We start from the raw sequence: 19401 nt of genomic DNA on the forward strand, positions 1-19401 counted from the left end.
CAACGAGTCCGCCAAAGCGGACAAACAGGCAGGCAAACAGCACCAATGAAGTGGATTATCGACGATATCAAGCGCGGCTGGGCGCAATTGCATCGTGCGCAAACGCAGTTAACGATTTTCCTGATCGTGCTGTTCGGCGCACTGGTTTACCTGATTGCCGGCTATGCCTTCCGGACCGATAGCGTACTGTCCTACCTGCGGATCACCCGGGGCGGTTGCCGGACCATGGACAACGGCCTGATCATCGCCCTGTTCTCCGGCATGATCTTCTTCTCGCTGACTGCCATCCTGACCCTCGGCGAAGTCCAGCGCCTGTTCCAGGCCCGGCAGCGCGGCGCCTGGGTTGAAGCCAGCCGGGCGCTGCGCTGGAGTATTTTCTGGGGAAGCTGCGCCGTCGGCATTTCGGTCGTCGCCCTGCTATTCTTCAAGGCCAACTGCTACTAACCTCCCATGAGCAAAAACCGGGTTTCCGTCGTCATCGTGGACGACAACGACATGATGCGGACCATCCTGCGCGGCATCCTCCGCGGCGAGGAGTACGACGTCGTCGGCGAAGCCCGCAACGGTGCCCAGGCGGTCGAAATGGTCGAACGCATGAAACCGGACATCGTATGCATGGACGTGCTGATGCCGGAAAAGAACGGGCTTGAGGCGATGATCGAGATCAAGCAGACGCTGCCGGACACCGAGTTCATCATGATCACCGGCAGTGCCGACCCGGAAACCGTTCAGGACGCAATCATGAATGGCGCCGGCGGCTTCATCGTCAAGCCCTTCAACGCGGCGCGCGTGCTCGACGCCCTGAAGAAAGCCGCCACCCGGGTCCGCCAGCGGCGCTAGAAAACGTTGCGCCAGGCGCGCAAGGCGGCAAACACCGATACCGGCGCATCGTCTGCAGCCCCCTGTGCCCGTGCCGCCGCGATGACTGCCGGCTCCTGGCAGCGCAGGAAGGGATTGGTCAAGCGCTCCTCGCCCAGCCGCAAGGGCACGGTCGACTGACCGGCAGCACGCAGCGCTGCCACCCGCAGCCCCCTGGCCTGTACCTCGGCATTATCCGGCTCGACCGCAGCGGCGAACGGCAGGTTCATCTGCGTGTATTCGTGGGCGCAGTAGATGCGTGTCTCGTCCGGCAAGGCCGCGATGCGGGCCAGCGAGTCGCTCATCTGCGCCGGGGTGCCCTCGAACAGCCGCCCGCAACCGGCACCGAACAAGGTATCACCGCAGAACAGGGCGCCCGGCGCCAGGTAGGCCAGATGTCCCAGCGTGTGTCCGGGAACAGCCAGCACCTCGACCGGAACGCCGAGCACATCAAGGCGTTCGCCGCCGCACAGGGGGCGGGTCCGCCCTGTGATAGACTCTTCGGCCGGTGCAAAGACCTCGCACGGCCGGTGGGCCAGCAATTCGGCAATTCCGCCCTGATGGTCGGCGTGGTGGTGGGTGATCAGGATGCCGCAAAGTTCCAGACCGTCAGCCGCCAGTCGTTTCAGCACCGGCGCCGCGTCGCCTGGATCGACGACGAAGGCTTGGCGACCACGGCTGAGCAGCCAGATGTAATTATCCTTGAAGGCGGGAATGAGCGAGATTTCGAACATGCCGGAACTATCGAACCAGAGCGCCCGGATGTCAAATCGTGAACTGGATGCCTGGCTGGCGTCGCCGCAGGGGCGCTACGTGCTCGACTGGGAAATCCGCCAGATCGACGAAACCGTCCCCGACATCTTCGGCTTCAACGCCCTGCAGATCGGCCTGCCGCAGTGCGACCTGCTGCGCGCCAACCGGATGGCACTGCGCATCCGCATCGGCAGCGGTGACTCGGTCGCCATCGCCTGTTCGCCGGCCGCCCTGCCGATTGCCGGGCAAAGCGTCGACCTGGTGGTGCTGCCGCATGTCCTGGAGTTCGCCGACGATCCCCACCAGATCCTGCGCGAAGTCGAGCGCATTCTGATTCCCGAAGGACAACTGATCATCACCGGCTTCAATCCGCTGTCGCTGTGGGGCCTGAAAAAACAGGCCAGGCGCGGTAGCGGTTTCCCCTGGAACGGCAGCTACCTGTCGCCGACCCGGCTGAAGGACTGGCTCAAGCTGCTCGGCTTCGAAGTCGATCGCGGCAGTTTCGGCTGCTATGCCCCGCCCTGCGAGCAGCAGAAATGGCTGCAACGCTGGGGCTTCACCGAAAGCGCCGGCCGCCGCTGGTGGAAATTTTCTGGCGCCGTCTATATGCTGCGCGCCGTCAAGCGGGTGCACGGCATCCGCCTGATCACCCCCAACTGGCGCAAAAAGACCGTACGCGCCAAAGCCCTGCGTCCGGTCGCGCAAAAGGAGCAACATGGCGACTGAGATCGTCGACATCTATACCGACGGCGCCTGCCGCGGCAATCCCGGCCCCGGCGGCTGGGGTGCCATCCTGCGCGCCGGCGGTCACGAGAAGGAACTGTGGGGCGGCGAAGCCGCCACCACCAACAACCGCATGGAATTGCTGGCGGTGATCCGCGCCCTCGACGCGATGAAGCGCCCGGTCAAGGCGCGCGTGCATAGCGACTCGCAATACGTGCTCAAGGGCATCAGCGAGTGGATTCACGGCTGGAAGCGCAACGGCTGGAAAACCGCCGACAAGAAGCCGGTCAAGAACGCCGACCTGTGGCAGTTGCTCGACGAACAGGCGCGCCGTCACCAGCTCGAATGGATCTGGGTCAAGGGCCACGCCGGCCACCCGGAAAACGAGCGCGCCGACGCGCTGGCCAACCGCGGCATCGACGAATTGAAGGAAACGGCATGAGACAGATCGTCCTCGATACCGAAACCACCGGCCTCAACCCGCGCGACGGCCACCGCATCATCGAAGTCGCCTGCATCGAGATGGTCAACCGGCGGCCGACCGGGCATCACCTGCACAAGTACATCAATCCCGAGCGCGAAATCGACGCCGGCGCCCAGGCGGTGCACGGCATCTCGCTCGAATTCCTGGCCGACAAGCCAAAATTCGCCGACGTCGCCGACGAATTCCTCGAATTCATCAACGGCGCGCAGCTGATCATCCACAACGCGCCCTTCGACCTCGGCTTCCTCAACGCCGAACTCGACCGCCTCGGCCGGGTCCCGGTCGAAACGATCTGCAGCGGCGTCATCGATACCCTGCGCGAAGCCAAGGAACTGCATCCGGGCAAGCGCAACAGCCTGGATGCGCTGTGCGAACGCTACGAGATCGACAACTCCAGCCGTACCCTGCACGGCGCCCTGCTCGATACCGAACTGCTGGCCGAGGTCTACCTGGCCATGACCCGCGGACAGAATGCGCTGATGATCGAACCCGAGGAAGCGCCGCGTGCCCTGCTCGGCGCCGACGGCAAGGTCCGCCAGCGCAAGCCGCTGGTCGTGCGGCGCGCCAGCGACGACGAAGTGGCGGCGCACGACGCGGTCCTGGCAGCCATCGACAAGGAATCCAAGGGCAACTGCCTGTGGCTGCCCAAAACCACCGCCGAAGCCACCGGCTGAGCTCATGCTGCCCGTCTCCCTGCTGCTCTGGCTGATTGCCGAACTGGCCATCTACTACCACCTGGCGCTGGGCCCGGGCGGTCTGCCGGCACCGGCCGCCGGACTGGCCGCCATACTCACCCTGCTGTTCGCCCGCGCGCTGCAGAATGCCGGTCTCTGGCTGCTGGCCCGCCGCCATCAGGCCCCCGGACAGAAACCGGGCCTGCGCATCATGGTCGGCGAGTATCTCGCCTTCATCCGCACTTTCCTGCTGGTCCTGCCTTTCGAACGCCTGTGGATGCCGGCCGACCGGCTGGCGCCGATGGGTCGGGTGGTCCTGCTGGTCCATGGTTACGGCTGCAGCCGCGGCGTCTGGTACCGCCTGCGCCGGCGTCTGGAAAACGCCGGCTGCACGGTGGCCACGGTCAGCCTGTTCCCGCCCTTCATCAGCATGGGCCGCATGGTGCCGCTGCTCAACGAACGCATCGAGGCTGTCTGCCGCCAGACCGGCGCCAAGAAACTGACCCTGGTCGGTCACAGCATGGGCGGACTGATCTGCCGCTCCTACCTCGCCCGCCATGGCAGCGATCGGGTGGCCGCACTGATCACGCTGGCAACGCCCAACAGCGGCACCGAACTCGCCCGTCTCGGCATCGGCCAGAATGCCCGCGAAATGCAGCCGGACTCCCTGTGGCTGCGCGACATGGCGGCGGAAAAGACGACGGTCCCGACCATCGCCTACTGCAATCCCTGCGACAATTACGTTTATCCCTACGACCACCAGCGGCTGCCCGGCGCCCACAACGTGGACCTGCCGCCGGTCGGCCATCTCGCCATGCTTTACGACCGCCGCGTCGCCGACCTCGTCGTAGACGCGTGCACCACTCCGGAACGCCGCTCATGACCCGCCCAGTGACCGATACCGCCCGCGCCCAGGCGCAGGACCTGCTCGATTTCATCGACGCCAGCCCGAGCCCCTGGCATGCCGTCGCCACCTGCAAGCAACGCCTGCTGGCCGCCGGCTTCGTCCGTCTGGAGGAATTCGACCGCTGGCAACTGGAAGCCGGCGGCCGCTATTTCGTCATCCGCGGCGGTTCGTCGATCATCGCCTTCACCATCGGCAGCCAGCCGCTGGCCGAAACCGGCCTGACCATGATCGGCGCCCATACCGACTCCCCCGGGCTACGCCTGAAGCCGCGCCCGGCGGAAAATGCCAACGGCCTGGTCCGGCTCGGCGTCGAAGTCTATGGCGGACCGATCCTGGCCACCTTTGCCGACCGCGACCTTGGCCTGGCCGGCCGGGTCATGGTGCGTAACGATGTCGGCATCGAAAGCCGGCTGGTCCATATCGACAAGCCGCTGCTGCGCCTGCCCAACCTGGCCATCCACATGAACCGCGAGGTCAACGAAGGCGGGCTGAAGTTCAACAAGCAGACCGAACTACCCTTGCTGCTGGGCGTCGGCGACGATGCGCAAACGGCCGACACGCAGTTCCGCCGGCCGCTGGCCGACGCGCTGGGCGTCGCCCCGGAAAACCTGATGACCTGGGAGCTGGCCGCCTGCGACACGCAGAAAGGCAGCTTCTGGGGCGCTGACGGCGAATTCATCGCCAACAGCCAGCTCGACAACCTGGCCTCCTGCCACGCTGCCTTGAGCGCACTACTGGCGGTGGACAAGCCGGGTCAAACCTGCCTGGTCGCCCTCTTCGACCACGAGGAAGTCGGCTCGGAAAGCGCCGCCGGCGCCGGTGGCAGCCTGGTCGGCGACGTGCTGCAGCGGCTCGCCGGCAACTTCGCCCTCGACGGCGAAGACCTGCGCCGCCTGCTCGCCCGCAGCTACTTCATCAGCGCCGACATGGCCCATGCCTGGAACCCGAACTTCCCGTCGGCCTACGAACCCGGGCACCGGGTCCTGGTCAATGCCGGCCCGGTGATCAAGCACAACTGCAACCAGCGCTATAGCACGGGCGCCGACACGGCGGCGCTGTTCATGGCCATCTGCGAACAGGCCGGCGTCCCTTGCCAGCAATACGCGCATCGCACCGATCTCGGCTGCGGCAGCACCATCGGCCCCATCGTCGCCGCCCGCCTGGGCATCCCCAGCGTCGACGTCGGCGCACCGATGTGGGCCATGCACAGCATCCGCGAGAGCGCCGGCGTCATCGACCACGCCGACATGATCGCCGCCATGACCGGCGCCTTCCGGCTCTAGACGCCGCGTTCGTCCATCCAGCGCCGCAGTTCGTCGGCCGGCAGCGGCCGGCTGAACAGGTAGCCCTGCATCACCGGGCACCCCCGTTCGGCCAGGAATTGCCGCTGGATCTCGGTTTCGACGCCTTCGGCAACGACGTCCATGCCCAGGTCGCGGGCCAGTGACAGGGTGGCCATGGCAATCGCCACGTCTTCCTGATCGCCGGGCACGTCCTTGACGAAACTGCGGTCGAGCTTGAGGCGGCGGATCGGCAGGCGCTTGAGGTAGGACAGGCTGGAATAGCCGGTGCCGAAATCGTCCAGCGCCAGGCGGATGCCAAGTTCGCGCAATTGGTTCATGCGCGCCAGCACTTCCGGCGTCGGCTGCATCAGCGCGCTTTCGGTCAGTTCCAGTTCCAGGCCGGCTGGATCGGCGCCGCTATCGGCCAGGATGCGGCGGACGTCATCGACGAAATCGCTCTGGCGGAACTGCAGGGCGGAAATATTGACCGCCATCAGCAGATCCAGTCCCCGGGCCTGCCAGGAGGCAAGTTGCCGCGCCGCGCTTGCCAGCACCCAGTTGCCGAGCGGCAGGATCAGGCCGCTTTCCTCGGCCACGCCGATGAACTGGACCGGTTGCAGCAAGCCGAGTTCCGGATGCTGCCAGCGCACCAGCGCTTCGCAGCCGACCATGCGACTGTCGTCGGCAGCGACCTGCGGCTGGTAATGCAGCACCAGTTCATGGCGCTCGATGGCCCGCCGCAGCGCGTTTTCGAGCATCAGGCGCTCAAGCGCATGCACGTCCATTTCCGGCTTGAAATAGTGATAGGTGTTGCGCCCCTGGTCCTTGGCGCAGTACATCGCCACGTCGGCGTGCTTGAGCAGCGTGCTGACATCCTCGCCGTCACTGGGAAATACGGCGATGCCGATGCTGGTCGACACGGTCAGTTCATGGCCCTCGATGGACATCGGCGCCTGCAGCGCGGAAATCAGCTTGCGGGCGACCACGGCGGCGGTTTCGGGATGTTCGAGATGCGGCAGCAGGACGACGAACTCGTCACCGCCCAGGCGGGCCAGGAAGTCGTTCTCGCGCAGGCAGGCGGAGAAACGGCGGGCAACGCCGGACAGCAACTGATCGCCGACCGGATGGCCGAGCGAATCGTTGACCGACTTGAAATGATCGAGGTCGAGGAACAGCACCGCCAGGCCCTCGCCCAGGCGCGAGGCATTGCGCAGTTCCTGGTGTGCCCGTTCGTTCCACTGGGTGCGGTTGGGCAGACCGGTCAGCACATCGTAATGGGCGAGAAAGGCGATATGTTCCTCGGCGGCCCGGGCTGCCGTCACGTCCTGCGCCGTACCACGGATGCGTACGCCGCCACCGGCGCGCTGATCACTTTCGATGCGGAAATGCAAGCGGGTGCCAATCGCCCCCGACACCGCCAGGCGGCAATCGAAAGCCGCCTGCCCCGGCGCCTCGGCCAGTTGTTCCAGCGCCCGCTGCAGGCTAGCCCGATCGTCCGGATGCACCCGGCTCAACAGGTCGTCAGAAACGATCCGCCCATGTTCGGACAAACGCATGATCCTGCGCAATTCCTCCGAACAATGGCATTCGTCACTCCCCGGCAGGATTTCCCAACTGCCCAGCCGGGCAATGCGCTGCGCCTGAACCAGTTCCTCCTGCTGCTCGATCAGTTGCCGACCAGCGTCGGCCAGCTGCTGGGTACGCTCGTCGACCAGGCGTTCGACGCGCCGCGCGCGACCGCTGGTCAGCAACAGGAAAGCCCCCAGGACCCCCGTGGTCAGCAAGCCGATGGCCAGCGTCAACCAGACGCCCCAGCTACGCAGATTCACCAGATAGGTATCGGTAGTGGCAATTTTCAGCTGCCAGCTACGCCCAGCAAAATCCACCGTATCCTGCCAATGCATGCGCCGCGCCAGCCATTCCGGCTGCTCGCAGCCGCCCGGACCGAACAGCCGCTGCCCCTGGGCATCATGATCAATCAGGCAAAGCTCCAACCCCTTCTCCATCTCGCGGCCCAGCGTGGCAGTCAGCGCATCGTCCATGCGGAACACCCCCGAGATCATGCCGATCTGACGCGTCGGCGAACCAGAGAAGACAGCGTGATAGATCACCACGCCGCGCTGTTCGCCCTTCTCCTGGACCAGACGGATCGAGGCCGAAGCCACCGGCAGCCGGCTTTCCCGAGTACGCCGGGCGGCGATTGCGGTCTGTTCAAGCACCAGCGGATCGAGACCGACGACGCTGCGGTTGCTGGCCAGCGGTTCGACGAACAGGATGGGCAGATACTCGGCGCGCGTTTCGACGACGTAGGTGCGCCCGGAAGGATCGCGCCCGAGAATGGCGAAATCCGGGTTGCCAGCAGCGCGCACCGCACGCTCGAAAGCCGGCCGCTGGGCCTCGCTCACCAGCGGACTCCAGCCGAAATTCTGCGTCCCCGGATAACGCTCGAGCAAGGGCGTGACGAATTCCCGCCAGACGGCAGCATCGAGTGTTGGATGCACGGTGGCCAGGCGTTCCAGCGCCTGCATCTGGTCAAGTTGCGCATCGAGACGCTTGCGCACCAGGCTGGCCATGTGGCCCGCATCGCGATTGACCCGGGACTGCAGACGCCGTTCCTCCCAAGTGCTGACCTGGATGAAGGTGGCCGCGAGAACGGCCAGCGCGATCAGCATCGGCACCGCCACATTCATCCGACGGCTGCGCCAGTCGGCGGCCGGCCGGCCAAAGAAAACCAGCAGCAGCGGCACCATGATCAACACGCCGAGCGTATCGCCGGCCCACCAGTTCATCCAGGTGAAGGCAGCGTCATTCGGCGCGATCCCCTGCATCAGGTAAATGGCGAAGGTGCCCACCGATGGACTGATCAAGGCACCGACCGGCGCCACGACCAGCATGAAGGCGATGATGCTTTCCTGGCTGTCGAGCGGATTCCTGCGGCCAAGCAGGCGCAAGGCCAGGCGATAACCGAACCACGCCTGCAGGGTTGCTCCGCCAGCGGAAAACACCAGCATCGGCCAGACATTGCCGCTGAAACCGCTCTGCATGGCGGCCGCGATCTGTACCGCCAGCGAACCGAAGAAGATGCCCGGCAGGCAGCGCGGACCATGGACCAGCATGGCGGCCAGCGCGATCCCGGCAGGCGGGAACAGCGGGGCCGCGTACCCCGGCGGCACGGCGATCTGCAACGCCAGCCAACCGGTCAGCGCATAAATCAGGGCAAGCAGCACATTGCCGCGCAAGAAACCAGACATCGAGAACCTGTAACAGTGGTGCATGAGCTGCAGGAGATTATAGGCGCCCGACGAGCGCCGCCCTGCGACAATCTGACGCAGCAGAGCATAACGCAGCGCGCCGCAAATCGCCGATAATTCGGCGATGCCGATTCTCTATCACGCCGCCGACAGCAAGGAGTACCTGGTCAATCTGCGCCGCCTGTTCGCGCTGCGCTGGGCCATGCTGGCGCTGATGGCGCTGACCGTGCTGATCGCCCCCGGCCTGCTCGACCTCGTCCTGCCACAGCCGGCGATGCTCGCCATCCTCGCCGTCGCCGCCGTGCTCAATGCGCTCGGCCACCGGCACGCCGGCCAGCAATCGGCCACGGCGCATGAACTGTTCAGCCAGCTGCTGCTCGACATCTGCACCCTGTCGGCGCTGCTGTTCTTCAGCGGCGGCGCCACCAACCCGCTGGTCTCGCTGCTGTTGCCGCCGGTCGCCATCGCCGCACTCGGCCTGCCGCGCCATCTGGTGATCCTGGTCGGCAGCGCGGCCATCCTCGCCTACTCGCTGCTGATGCTGTTCTACCTGCCGCTGCCGATCACCGATGTCAGCCGGGCCACCCAATTGCACCTGATCGGCATGTGGCTGACCTTCACCGTCTCGGCCATCCTGATCGGCTGGATCATCCTGCGCATGAGCCAGTTGATCCGCGACCGCGACGCCGAACTGGCCGAGGCCCGGGAGCAGGCCCTGCGCGACGAGCGGGTGACCGCGATGGGCACCCTGGCCGCCGGCGCCGCACACGAACTGGGCACACCGCTGGCGACGATGTCGCTGATCGTCGGCGAACTGGCCAACGACCGGCAGTTGCCGGAAGCCGTCAGGGAAGACCTGGGCCTGCTGCGCCAGCAGATCGCCGCCTGCAAGGAAATCGTCGGCGGCCTGGCTCGGCGCGCCGATGCGGCCCAGAACGACACCCCGGAACAGCAAGCCTGCGACCGCTGGCTCGACCGCCTGCGCCAGAAATGGCATGCGCTGCGCCCGCAAACCACGAGCAAGCTGATCATCGACAGCGCCGGACCGGCACCGCAGATCGCCATCGACCCGCGTCTGGAACAAGCCCTGCTCAACCTGTTCAACAATGCTGCCAACGCCTGCCCGCAGACGCTGGAAATCACCCTGAGCTGGGACCGGCAGGCCCTGAGCATCGCCATCCGCGACCGGGGCCCCGGCTTTCCACCAGCAGTGCTGGCGCTCGGCGGTCGGCAGGAACTGCCGGCCCACGAAGGCGGCAGCGGCGTCGGCCTGATGCTGACCGCCACCGCCATCGGCCAGCTCGGCGGCCGGCTGGAACTGAGCAACCCCGACGACGGCGGCGCCCGGGCCCGCATCGTCCTACCCATTGCAGAGAACCCATGACGCCGCCGATTCTGGTCATCGACGACGACCCGACCTTCAACGGCATCCTGGTGCGTACGCTGACCCGGCGCGGCCTGCCGGCCATCGGCGCGGTCGACGGCGACGAAGCCCTGCGCCTGGCCCGCGAACACGGCGTCCGGCGCGCGGTGCTCGACCTCAACCTGGCCGGCATGTCCGGCCTGCTGCTGATTCCTCGCCTGCTCGACATCGATGCAAGCATGCGCATCGTCATCCTGACCGGCTACGGCAGCATCGCCACCGCCGTTGAGGCAGTCAAGCGCGGGGCCACGCAATACCTGACCAAACCGGTGGAAATCGAAGCCGTCCTCGCTGCCTTCGCCGACGAAATGCCGTCTGAAGCCCTGTGCACACCGGACGAAACCCTGTCGGTCGATCGCCTGGAATGGGAACACATCCAGCGCGTGCTGACGGAAAACGACGGCAATATCTCGGCCACGGCACGCGCCCTGAAAATGCATCGACGCACGCTGCAACGCAAGCTGGCCAAGCATCCGGTACGCGCCTGATACAGGCGGTTTACGGATCATCGAATTAATCAATCCGTAAAAACCGAAACGTTTCTTACCCGTCACAGTGTTGGCGAATCAAGAAGCTGCCGCTTATACTGCCCCTTCCACAGCCTGACCGTGGTCTCCTCACCCCCGCAGTCGTACCGTTCCAACCCCGTGTCCTCCGGATCGTGAGCCCATGAGCCTTGCCCTGATTGTCATTCTCCCCTTTCTCGGGGCCATCCTCCCTGCGCTGATGATTCGCGCCGGGCGCAACGCCTGTGCGACCAGCACCTTCACCGTCACGCTGCTCGCCTTCCTACTGCTGATGACGCATGCGCCGGCCGTGTTCCGGGGCGAAGTGCTGCAGGCGCGCTGGGAATGGATTCCCCAACTCGGCCTCAACGTCAATTTCTTCCTCGACGGCCTGGGCTTCTTCTTCGCCAGCCTGATCCTCGGCATCGGCCTGCTGATCATCACCTACGCCCGCTTCTATCTGGCCAAGGAAGATCCGATGGGCAGCTTCTACAGCTACCTGCTGCTCTTCCAGGGCGCCATGGTCGGCATCGTGCTGTCGGACAACATCCTGCTGCTGCTGATCTTCTGGGAGCTCACCAGCCTGTCGTCCTTCCTGCTCATCGGCTACTGGAAACACCTGCCGGAAGGCCGCCAGGGTGCGCGCATGGCGCTGACCGTGACCGGCGCCGGCGGCCTGTCGATGATTGCCGGCATGCTGATCCTCGGCCACATCGCCGGTTCCTACGACCTGTCGGTGATCCTCCAGCACAAGGAAGCCATCCAGGCGTCACCGCTCTACCTGCCAGCGCTGCTGCTGATTCTCGGTGGCTGTTTCACCAAGAGCGCGCAATTCCCCTTCCACTTCTGGCTGCCGCACGCCATGGCTGCGCCGACGCCGGTGTCGGCCTACCTGCACTCGGCGACCATGGTCAAGGCCGGCCTGTTCCTGATGGCGCGCCTGTGGCCGGTGCTCGCCGGTACCGACGAATGGTTTTATCTGGTCGCCACCACCGGCCTGATCACCATGCTGATCGGCGCCTGGATCGCGCTGTTCAAGGATGACCTGAAGGGCCTGCTCGCCTTTTCGACGGTCAGCCACCTCGGCCTGGTCACCTTCCTGCTCGGCCTCGGCTCGCCGATGGCCGCCGTCGCAGCCGTCTTCCACATCCTCAACCACGCCACCTTCAAGGCGGCGCTGTTCATGAATGCCGGCATCGTCGACCACGAGACCGGCACCCGTGACATCCGAAAGCTCGGCGGCCTGATGACGCTGATGCCGATCGCCGGCACCCTGGCCACCATCGCTGCCGCGTCGATGGCCGGCCTGCCGCTGCTCAACGGTTTCCTGTCCAAGGAAATGATGCTCGAAGAAGCCGCGCACACCGCCTGGCTTGGCAACGAATGGATCGTGCCGGCACTGGCGACGCTGGCGGCCTGCTTCTCGGTGGCGTATTCGTTCCGCTACATCGTCCATGTCTATTTCGGCAAGCCCGCCGGTGAAACGCCTCGTCATCCGCATGACCCGCCGTTCGGCCTGTGGGGACCGCCGGCCCTGCTGGTCGTCCTGGTCGTGCTGATCGGCCTGTTCCCGGCGACCGTCGCCGGGCCGTTGGTCGCCACCGTTGCCGGCGCCGTCATCGGCGGCCCGCTGCCCGACTATCACCTGGCCATCTGGCACGGCCTGACGCCGGCACTGGGCATGAGCGCCATTGCCGTCGCCGTCGGCCTGGGCCTGCTCGCTGGCTACATCAAGGTGCGCAAGCTGTGGTCGGCCGGTCCGCACCCGGAAGCCAAGGCCATGTTCCAGGCGGTAATCGCCGCCGCCGTCAGCGTCGCCCAGAAAATCACCCATGGACTACACAACGGTTCGCTGCAGCGGCACCTGGCCTTCGCCATCGGCGCCGCCGTGGTCGTCGGCTTCGGCGCCTTTGCCGCCGCCAGTCATGCACCGGGCCAGCGCGAACTGCTGCCGGCCGCGCCGGTCGCCATCGTCGTCTGGCTGCTGCTGGTCGGCGCCACCATCGCCCTGGTCGCCCTGCACCGGCAGCGCCTGGTATCGCTGATCGCCATCGGCGTGATCGGCATGGTCGTGTCGCTGGCCTTCGTCTATCTGTCGGCGCCTGACCTGGCGCTGACGCAGATTTCGGTTGAAGTCGTGACCGTCATCCTGATGCTGCTGGCCCTCAACTTCCTGCCCAAGGAAACGCCGGTCGAAAGCAGTGGCGGCCGCCGTCTGCGCGACGGCCTGATCGCCGCCCTGGCCGGCATCGGTGTCGGCGGCGCGGCCTGGGCCATGACCACCCGCGATGCGGCGACGCTGTCCGGCTACTACCTCGAGCAATCGGTTCCCGGCGGCGGTGGCACCAATGTGGTCAACGTCATTCTGGTTGATTTCCGCGGCTTCGACACCTTCGGCGAGATCATCGTCCTCGGCATCGCCGCGCTGACCATCTACGCGCTGCTCGACGGCGCCACCCGTGGTGCCGTCGGCCGCAAGCTGGCCGCCTGGGTCCCGGATCAGGCGCGTTCCGCCGACCGTCACCCGCTGATGCTGGTGGTCGCCACCCGCGTCATGCTGCCGCTGGCGCTGATGGTCGGCGCCTTCATCTTCCTGCGCGGTCACAACGTCCCCGGCGGCGGCTTCATCGCCGGCCTGGTCGTCGCCATCGCGCTGATCATGCAGTACATGGCCAGCGGCTATAGCTGGGCGGCGCAGCGGATGAAGGTCGACTACCACGCGCTGATCGGCATCGGCGTGCTGATTGCCGCCGCAACCGGCATCGTTTCCTGGCTGGCCGATTACCCCTTCCTGACCAGTGCCTTCGACCACTTCCATCTACCCATCATCGGCGAATTCGAACTGGCGTCGGCCATGGCCTTCGACACCGGCGTCTTCCTCACCGTGGTCGGTGCCGTCATGCTGGCCTTGGCCAATCTGTCGCGTATCGGCGGCCTGACCGAAACACCGGTCCCGAACGAGGGACCGATGGAACCGGATCTGAGCGCCACTCACCCACGGGAGCACTGACATGGAATTCCTGCTGTCCTCCGCTGTCGGCCTGCTCACTGCCGCCGGTGTCTATCTGGTGCTGCGTGCCCGCACCTGGCCGGTGGTACTTGGCCTGGCGCTGCTCTCCTACGCCACCAATGTCTTCCTGTTCGCCACCGGTCGCCTGGTTCTCAACCGGCCGCCGGTAATCTCGCCCGAAGCCCTGGCCTATACCGATCCCCTGCCGCAGGCGCTGGTCCTGACGGCCATCGTCATTTCCTTCGCCATGACCGCGGTCATCGTCGTCATGGCGCTGCGCAGCTTCCTGGAAAGCGGCAGCGACCATGTCGATGGCGAGGACCTGCCGGTCCCGGCGGAGAATCGTGAATCAACGGAGGGCCGCGCGTGACTCACTGGATCATCGCCCCGGTCGTCCTGCCGGCCATCATGGCCCCCATCCTGCTGATGGGAGCGCGCCACGACATGGTGCTTGCCCGCATCTTTTCGATCGCTTCGACCGTTGCCCTGCTCGGCATCGCGCTAGCGCTGACGACCATGGTCAGCGACGGCACCATCCTGACCTACGCGCTCGGCAACTGGGTGGCGCCGTTCGGCATCGTTCTTGTCGCCGACCGCCTGTCGGTGATGATGCTCGTCCTCACCGCCGTCCTCGCACTGGCCGTGCTGTTCTTCGCTATCGACGGCAGCGACCGCGACGGCCGACATTTCCACGCGCTCTACCAGTTCCAGTTGATGGGCATCAACGGTGCCTTCCTGACCGGCGACTTCTTCAACCTGTTCGTCTTCTTCGAAGTGCTGCTGATCGCCTCCTACGGACTGATGGTCCATGGCGGCGGCCCGGCCCGGATGAAGGCCGGCGTTCAGTACGTGGTGATCAACCTGGTCGGTTCGACGCTGTTCCTGATCGCGGTCGGCATGATCTATTCCGTCGCCGGCACGCTGAACATGGCCGATCTGGCGGTCAAGGTGCCGCACATCGCGGCCGGTGACCAGGCGCTGCTGCAAGCCGGCGCCCTGCTCCTGCTGCTGGTTTTCTGCATCAAGGCAGCGCTGATACCGGTGCATTTCTGGCTGCCCGGCACCTATGCCAACGCGCCAGCCGCTGTCGCCGCACTGTTCGCGATCATGACCAAGGTCGGCGCCTACTGCGTGATCCGCCTCTACATCCTGGCCTTTGGTGCCGACGCCGGCGCCGCCACCTGGCTGGCTGCGCCCTGGCTGCTGCCGGCGGCCTTGCTGACCCTGGTCCTGGGCATGACCGGCGTGCTCGCCGCCCGCCGCCTCGGCCAGCTCGCCGGCTTCGCGGTGATCGGATCGATGGGTCTGCTGCTGACCAGCATTGCGCTGTTTACGCCGATTGCGCTGTCGGCTGCGCTGTATTACCTGCTGCACTCCACCCTGGCCGGCGCCGTCCTGTTCCTGATCGCCGACCTGGTCGCCCGCCGCCGTCCCGGCCATGAGGACGGCCTGTCGGTGGCACCGGGATTCACCCAGCTCAAGCTGTTGGCCGGCGCCTTTTTCATCGCCGCCATTGCCGCCACCGGCATGCCGCCGCTGTCCGGCTTCATCGGCAAGCTGCTGATGCTCGACGCGGCGCTCGACAGCGTTCACGCCGCCGTCATCTGGACACTGATACTCGGTACTTCGCTGATCGCCATCATCGGCTTCGGTCGGGCCGGCAGCACGCTGTTCTGGAAGAGCACCGGCGAACCCGGCAGCTTCCCGGAACATGCGGAAAAAAACAGCCTGTCGCTGATCGCCATCGGCCTGCTGCTCGCCGGCTGTGTCGGATTGACCCTGTTCGCCGGGCCCTTGACCACCTATCTCGACGCCACCGCTGAACAGATCTTCGCCACCGATCAATACATCGAAGCCGTGCTCGGCAACACCGTACTGCCTGGAGGATCGCTCTGATGGCCCACGTCCCTGCTCAGACTGCGCGGCCGCCGCTGCTCCGCCGCTGGTTTCCGCATCCCCTGCTCAGCCTGGCGCTGACGCTGATCTGGCTGCTGCTGATCAACAGTTTCTCGGCCGGCGGCTTGCTGGTCGGCCTGATCCTCGGCATCGCCATTCCGCGCCTGACCAGCAACTTCTGGCCGGATCGCCCGAAAATCCGCCATTACGGCAAGGCATTGCGCTACATCCTGCTGGTCATCGGCGACATCGTCGTCGCCAACATCCAGGTCGCCCGCATCATCCTCTTCCGTCCAGTCGCCAGCCTGCACACCTGCTGGGTCAGCGTGCCGCTCAGCCTGACCAACCCGGAAGCCATCACCGTCCTCGCCGGCACCATCACGATGACGCCGGGCACGGTCAGTTGCGACCTGTCGGCCGACGGCCGGGCGCTGCTGGTGCATTGTCTTGACGCGCCCGACGCCGAGGCGGCGGTGCGCGAAATGAAGGACCGTTACGAATCCCGGCTGCAGGAGATCTTCCCGTGATCGAATACGCCATCTACTACGCCTACGTCGCCATCAGCCTCGGCCTACTGCTCAACCTGTGGCGGCTGTTCAAGGGCCCGGGCAGCGTCGACCGCGTCCTTGCCGTCGACACCATGGTCATCAACATCATCGCCCTGATCATCGTCTACGGCATCCAGACCGGCAGCACGATGTATTTCGAGGCCGCCCTGCTGCTGGCCATGTTCGGCTTCATTTCCACCGTCGCCTACTGCAAGTTCATCCTGCGCGGCGACGTCATCGAATAAAGGAACGCCCATGGAATTCATCAACGAACTCGTGGTTGCCGCGCTCATCGTCGTCGGCGCGAGCTTCGCGCTGGTCGGCTCATGGGGTCTGGTCAAGCTGCCCGACCTGATGAGCCGCCTGCATGCGCCGACCAAGGCCACGACGCTGGGCGTCGGCGGTGCGCTGGTTGCTTCGATGGTCTACTTCCTGGCACTCAACGGCACGCTGTCGATCCACGAACTGCTGATCTCGCTCTTCCTCTTCCTGACCGCCCCGCTGACCGCCCACTTCCTGGCCAAGGCCTGGCTGCACAGTCAGCAACCCAAGGATCTGCCACAGCCGGAAAACCGCAACTGGTCCACCTTCGACGCCGGCAGCGAACGGCACTGAAGGTACCGACGTAAAAATGCCCCGACCAGCGGGGCATTCTTTTTGGCGTGCACCGGCTCAGTGCGCGTGCTTCATCGGCATCGCCGCCGGCATCATCTTCACCACCTTGACCTCGACCTGCTTGCTGCTACCGTCGTCAAACGTCAGCGTGATCGGCACGACCTGCCCTTCGTTGAGCGCAGCCTTCATGTTGATCAGCATGACATGCAGGCCACCCGGCTTGAGTACTGCTTCACCCTTGGCCGGAATCGCGATTTCCGGCACCTGACGCATGCGCATCACACCGTTGTCGTTGATATGGTTATGCAACTCGGTCAACTGGGAAGCCGGATTATCCGCCTTGACCAGCTTGACCTCACGCTCGCCGGTATTCTTCAGCACCATGAAAGCGCCGGTTGCCTGGGCATTCGGCGGCGCCAGCCGGACATAGGGTTCGTGCACGACGACGGCATCGGCCGCGCCGGCAAACGCGGCACCGGACAGGCTCAGGGCGGCAACAAGGACGGACAGGCGTTTCATGCGATGCTCCTTCAGTTAGGTAAATATTGACGGATCAGTGCGGCCACCTGATCAGGCGGCGTATCGTGGGCCAGACGGGCCAGCAGGCGGCCATCGGCACCGACGATGTAGCTCTCGGCCGAGTGATCGACGACGTAATCTTCAGCGGCGTTGGCGGCCGGCTGCACGGCGTAGAAGACGCCATAGCGCCCGGCCAGTTCGGCGATTTCAGCCGGCGAACCGGTCACGCCGATCATCTGCCGGTCGAAGAATTCAACATAAGTTTTCAGATGTTCCGGCGTATCGCGCTGCGGGTCGACGGAAATGAAGAAAACCGCCAGTTTTTCGCGCTCCGCCGGCGTCAGCAATGCCATGCCGCCACTCAGGGCGGTCAGGTTGGTCGGACAGATATCGGGGCAGAAGCTGTAGCCGAAATACAGGACCGCGAGACGACCACGGTAATCGCGCAGGGCCACCGGCCCATTGGCCGACTGGAGCACGAAATCGCCGCCCGGCGGCAGTGGATTGACGCTCGCCGGCGGCGGCGAGGACTGCGGTTTCCAGAACAGGCCAAGACCGACCAGCAGGCTGAGCAGAACGACAATCACGGCGATCAGGAAACGATTCGACATGCTTACCCCGTGACAAAGCGGAAAGGGATGGCCACGCGCGCCGACGAGGTTTCGAGCAGCAAGGTCGCCTGCCAGGTCATGCGCCCGGTGACGCACACCGGCAGCGTCGCCTCGCCGGTGAACACCCCCGGCGAACGCTCGGCCAGTTGCGGGCGGTTGTAGCCCATGTCCATGTCGACGCCGGCAAAATCGACGCTGACGTTACGGATGCCAGTTGCCTCGACCCGCAGTTCGAACGGCTTGACCATGGGAATCGGCCGCGTACCGACCGAGAAACGCAGCGTGCCGCCGTCCGGCAGGCTGACCGAACACGGCCCTTCCTGCAGGCTGCACGCCGGGTCCGGCTCGAGCGTCAGGTCGGCCTTGGGCAACAGCAGCGGCGACAACTTGTAACCGACGAGTACGATCAGGCCGATGAGCAGCACGCCGACGAGATCGATGAGGATTTTCCTGTTCACTACGTTCTTTCCAGAGGGGGCCGAAACCGACATTGTCGGGCATCGACAGCCTTTCAGTCACGGCGGGCATTGTGGCATGTCCACCAACGGCCAGGGTGCGACATAATGTCGCAGACACCGCGACAAGATCGCACAATGCTAATATTCAGCCCGCCCACCGATCCCAGCCCGAACAACACCCGTGAAAAAGCTGCTTGCCGCACTCCTCCTCAGCCTCTCTGCCGCCCTGGTTTCGGCCCAGGAGGCGCCCAACAGTGCGCCCTTCTTTGCCACCACCTTGCTCGATCCGGATGAGAAGCCGGTGGCCATGGCGACTTACCGGGGCAAGCCGCTGGTGGTCAATTTCTGGGCCCGCTGGTGCCCGCCCTGCCGGGCCGAGATTCCGGAACTCAATGAATTCCGCAAGCACCACGGCGGCAAGATCGAAGTGCTGGGCATCGCCGTCGAGGACACGAGCGAAGCCGACGGCGTCAAGGCGTTTGCCCGCGACTTCCCGATCCGCTATCCGGTGTTCCTGGCCGGCGGCAGCGACGGTACCCGGCTGATGCGCACGCTCGGCAACCCGACCGGCGGCCTGCCTTACACGCTGTTCATCGACCGCCGCGGACGCGTCGTCGGCCACAAGGTCGGCATGCTCCGTCAGCGCGATCTCGACGCCGTCGCCCCGCGCCTGCTGGCCCCCTGAAACGGCTTACTCGCGGCCTTTGCGGCCATCCGGCGAAACCAGCATGGCGATGCCGACGCCAATCGGAATCAGCGGCCACCAGGTACTGAGCAGGGTGAAGATATTGACGTGAAAGAGGTCGAGATTCGACCCCAGCGCAACAACGCCAACCAGTATCAGCACGATGGCCGCGATGTTTCCCTTCATGCTTGCTGACT

Annotated in this window: 22 protein-coding genes; 16 read left to right on the forward strand and 6 right to left on the reverse strand. The window is 65.4% G+C overall.

Annotated elements, in window-relative coordinates; translation table 11 throughout:
* Window positions 1-45 precede the first annotated feature (45 nt).
* Window positions 46-444: a hypothetical protein gene (locus tag AADV58_RS10795; RefSeq protein WP_281985182.1), complete on the forward strand. Its 399-nt coding sequence runs from the start codon at window positions 46-48 to the stop codon at window positions 442-444.
* A gap of 6 nt (window positions 445-450) precedes the next feature.
* Window positions 451-840: a response regulator gene (locus tag AADV58_RS10800; RefSeq protein WP_028995501.1), complete on the forward strand. Its 390-nt coding sequence runs from the start codon at window positions 451-453 to the stop codon at window positions 838-840.
* On the opposite strand, the gene gloB is transcribed toward AADV58_RS10800, so the two are convergent.
* A complete protein-coding gene (gene gloB, locus AADV58_RS10805) occupies window positions 837-1592 on the reverse strand; it encodes a hydroxyacylglutathione hydrolase (RefSeq protein WP_341743167.1) in 756 nt (251 codons plus the stop codon). The genes AADV58_RS10800 and gloB overlap by 4 nt on opposite strands.
* A 28-nt stretch (window positions 1593-1620) precedes the next feature.
* Here gloB and AADV58_RS10810 point away from each other — a divergent pair, with 28 nt between their 5' ends.
* From AADV58_RS10810 to AADV58_RS10830, 5 genes are read left to right on the forward strand one after another with little or no spacing between them, the layout of a single operon-like run.
* The gene (locus AADV58_RS10810; protein ID WP_341744546.1) at window positions 1621-2337 is read left to right on the forward strand and encodes a class I SAM-dependent methyltransferase; all 717 of its coding nucleotides are present in this window, start codon (window positions 1621-1623) and stop codon (window positions 2335-2337) included.
* Complete coding sequence (rnhA, locus tag AADV58_RS10815) at window positions 2327-2776, forward strand: ribonuclease HI (protein WP_341743168.1); 450 nt, start codon at window positions 2327-2329, stop codon at window positions 2774-2776. Before AADV58_RS10810 ends, rnhA begins: the two co-directional genes overlap by 11 nt.
* Complete coding sequence (dnaQ, locus tag AADV58_RS10820; RefSeq protein ID WP_341743169.1) at window positions 2773-3492, forward strand: DNA polymerase III subunit epsilon; 720 nt, start codon at window positions 2773-2775, stop codon at window positions 3490-3492. The genes rnhA and dnaQ overlap by 4 nt, the downstream gene beginning before the upstream one ends.
* 4 nt (window positions 3493-3496) lie before the next feature.
* Entirely contained in the window at window positions 3497-4375 is an 879-nt protein-coding gene (locus AADV58_RS10825) for an esterase/lipase family protein (protein WP_341743170.1), read from the forward strand.
* The gene (locus AADV58_RS10830; protein ID WP_341743171.1) at window positions 4372-5682 is read left to right on the forward strand and encodes a M18 family aminopeptidase; all 1311 of its coding nucleotides are present in this window, start codon (window positions 4372-4374) and stop codon (window positions 5680-5682) included. Before AADV58_RS10825 ends, AADV58_RS10830 begins: the two co-directional genes overlap by 4 nt.
* Here the strand turns inward: AADV58_RS10830 and AADV58_RS10835 are convergent.
* Window positions 5679-8933, reverse strand: coding sequence for an EAL domain-containing protein (locus AADV58_RS10835; protein WP_341743172.1), 3255 nt, complete (start codon window positions 8931-8933; stop codon window positions 5679-5681). The genes AADV58_RS10830 and AADV58_RS10835 overlap by 4 nt on opposite strands.
* 124 nt (window positions 8934-9057) lie before the next feature.
* Here AADV58_RS10835 and AADV58_RS10840 point away from each other — a divergent pair, with 124 nt between their 5' ends.
* The 8 genes from AADV58_RS10840 to AADV58_RS10875 all read left to right on the forward strand — a co-directional run bounded on the left by AADV58_RS10840 (window position 9058) and on the right by AADV58_RS10875 (window position 16931).
* Complete coding sequence (locus tag AADV58_RS10840) at window positions 9058-10317, forward strand: ATP-binding protein (protein ID WP_341743173.1); 1260 nt, start codon at window positions 9058-9060, stop codon at window positions 10315-10317.
* Window positions 10314-10844, forward strand: coding sequence for a response regulator transcription factor (locus AADV58_RS10845; RefSeq protein WP_341743174.1), 531 nt, complete (start codon window positions 10314-10316; stop codon window positions 10842-10844). Before AADV58_RS10840 ends, AADV58_RS10845 begins: the two co-directional genes overlap by 4 nt.
* A gap of 181 nt (window positions 10845-11025) precedes the next feature.
* Entirely contained in the window at window positions 11026-13872 is a 2847-nt protein-coding gene (locus tag AADV58_RS10850) for a monovalent cation/H+ antiporter subunit A (RefSeq protein WP_341743175.1), read from the forward strand.
* A gap of 1 nt (window position 13873) precedes the next feature.
* Window positions 13874-14242 carry a Na+/H+ antiporter subunit C gene (locus AADV58_RS10855; RefSeq protein ID WP_341743176.1) on the forward strand — a complete coding sequence of 123 codons (369 nt, stop codon included), beginning with the start codon at window positions 13874-13876 and terminating at the stop codon, window positions 14240-14242.
* Window positions 14239-15768, forward strand: coding sequence for a monovalent cation/H+ antiporter subunit D (locus tag AADV58_RS10860; RefSeq protein ID WP_028995492.1), 1530 nt, complete (start codon window positions 14239-14241; stop codon window positions 15766-15768). The genes AADV58_RS10855 and AADV58_RS10860 overlap by 4 nt, the downstream gene beginning before the upstream one ends.
* Entirely contained in the window at window positions 15768-16295 is a 528-nt protein-coding gene (locus tag AADV58_RS10865) for a Na+/H+ antiporter subunit E (protein ID WP_051295456.1), read from the forward strand. Before AADV58_RS10860 ends, AADV58_RS10865 begins: the two co-directional genes overlap by 1 nt.
* Window positions 16292-16561, forward strand: a complete 270-nt coding sequence (locus AADV58_RS10870; RefSeq protein WP_028995490.1) for a K+/H+ antiporter subunit F — start codon at window positions 16292-16294, stop codon at window positions 16559-16561. Before AADV58_RS10865 ends, AADV58_RS10870 begins: the two co-directional genes overlap by 4 nt.
* Before the next feature lie 10 nt (window positions 16562-16571).
* A complete protein-coding gene (locus tag AADV58_RS10875) occupies window positions 16572-16931 on the forward strand; it encodes a Na+/H+ antiporter subunit G (protein WP_028995489.1) in 360 nt (119 codons plus the stop codon).
* A gap of 57 nt (window positions 16932-16988) precedes the next feature.
* Here the strand turns inward: AADV58_RS10875 and AADV58_RS10880 are convergent, their stop codons facing one another.
* Genes AADV58_RS10880 through AADV58_RS10890 form a run of 3 tightly spaced genes read right to left on the reverse strand, consistent with a single transcriptional unit; the run spans window position 16989 to window position 18519 of the window.
* Window positions 16989-17450, reverse strand: coding sequence for a copper chaperone PCu(A)C (locus tag AADV58_RS10880; RefSeq protein ID WP_028995488.1), 462 nt, complete (start codon window positions 17448-17450; stop codon window positions 16989-16991).
* Between the two features lie 11 nt (window positions 17451-17461).
* A complete protein-coding gene (locus AADV58_RS10885) occupies window positions 17462-18061 on the reverse strand; it encodes an SCO family protein (RefSeq protein WP_028995487.1) in 600 nt (199 codons plus the stop codon).
* Between the two features lie 2 nt (window positions 18062-18063).
* A complete protein-coding gene (locus AADV58_RS10890; RefSeq protein ID WP_341743177.1) occupies window positions 18064-18519 on the reverse strand; it encodes a hypothetical protein in 456 nt (151 codons plus the stop codon).
* Window positions 18520-18700: 181 nt separating this feature from the next.
* Here AADV58_RS10890 and AADV58_RS10895 point away from each other — a divergent pair, with 181 nt between their 5' ends.
* Window positions 18701-19204: a TlpA family protein disulfide reductase gene (locus tag AADV58_RS10895; protein WP_028995485.1), complete on the forward strand. Its 504-nt coding sequence runs from the start codon at window positions 18701-18703 to the stop codon at window positions 19202-19204.
* A gap of 6 nt (window positions 19205-19210) precedes the next feature.
* Here AADV58_RS10895 and AADV58_RS10900 read toward each other — a convergent pair whose 3' ends face one another.
* A complete protein-coding gene (locus AADV58_RS10900; protein WP_028995484.1) occupies window positions 19211-19390 on the reverse strand; it encodes a LiaI-LiaF-like domain-containing protein in 180 nt (59 codons plus the stop codon).
* Between the last annotated feature and the right edge of the window lie 11 nt (window positions 19391-19401).

The sequence above is a fragment of the Azonexus hydrophilus genome, from assembly GCF_038368255.1.
Classification (GTDB): domain Bacteria; phylum Pseudomonadota; class Gammaproteobacteria; order Burkholderiales; family Rhodocyclaceae; genus Azonexus; species Azonexus hydrophilus.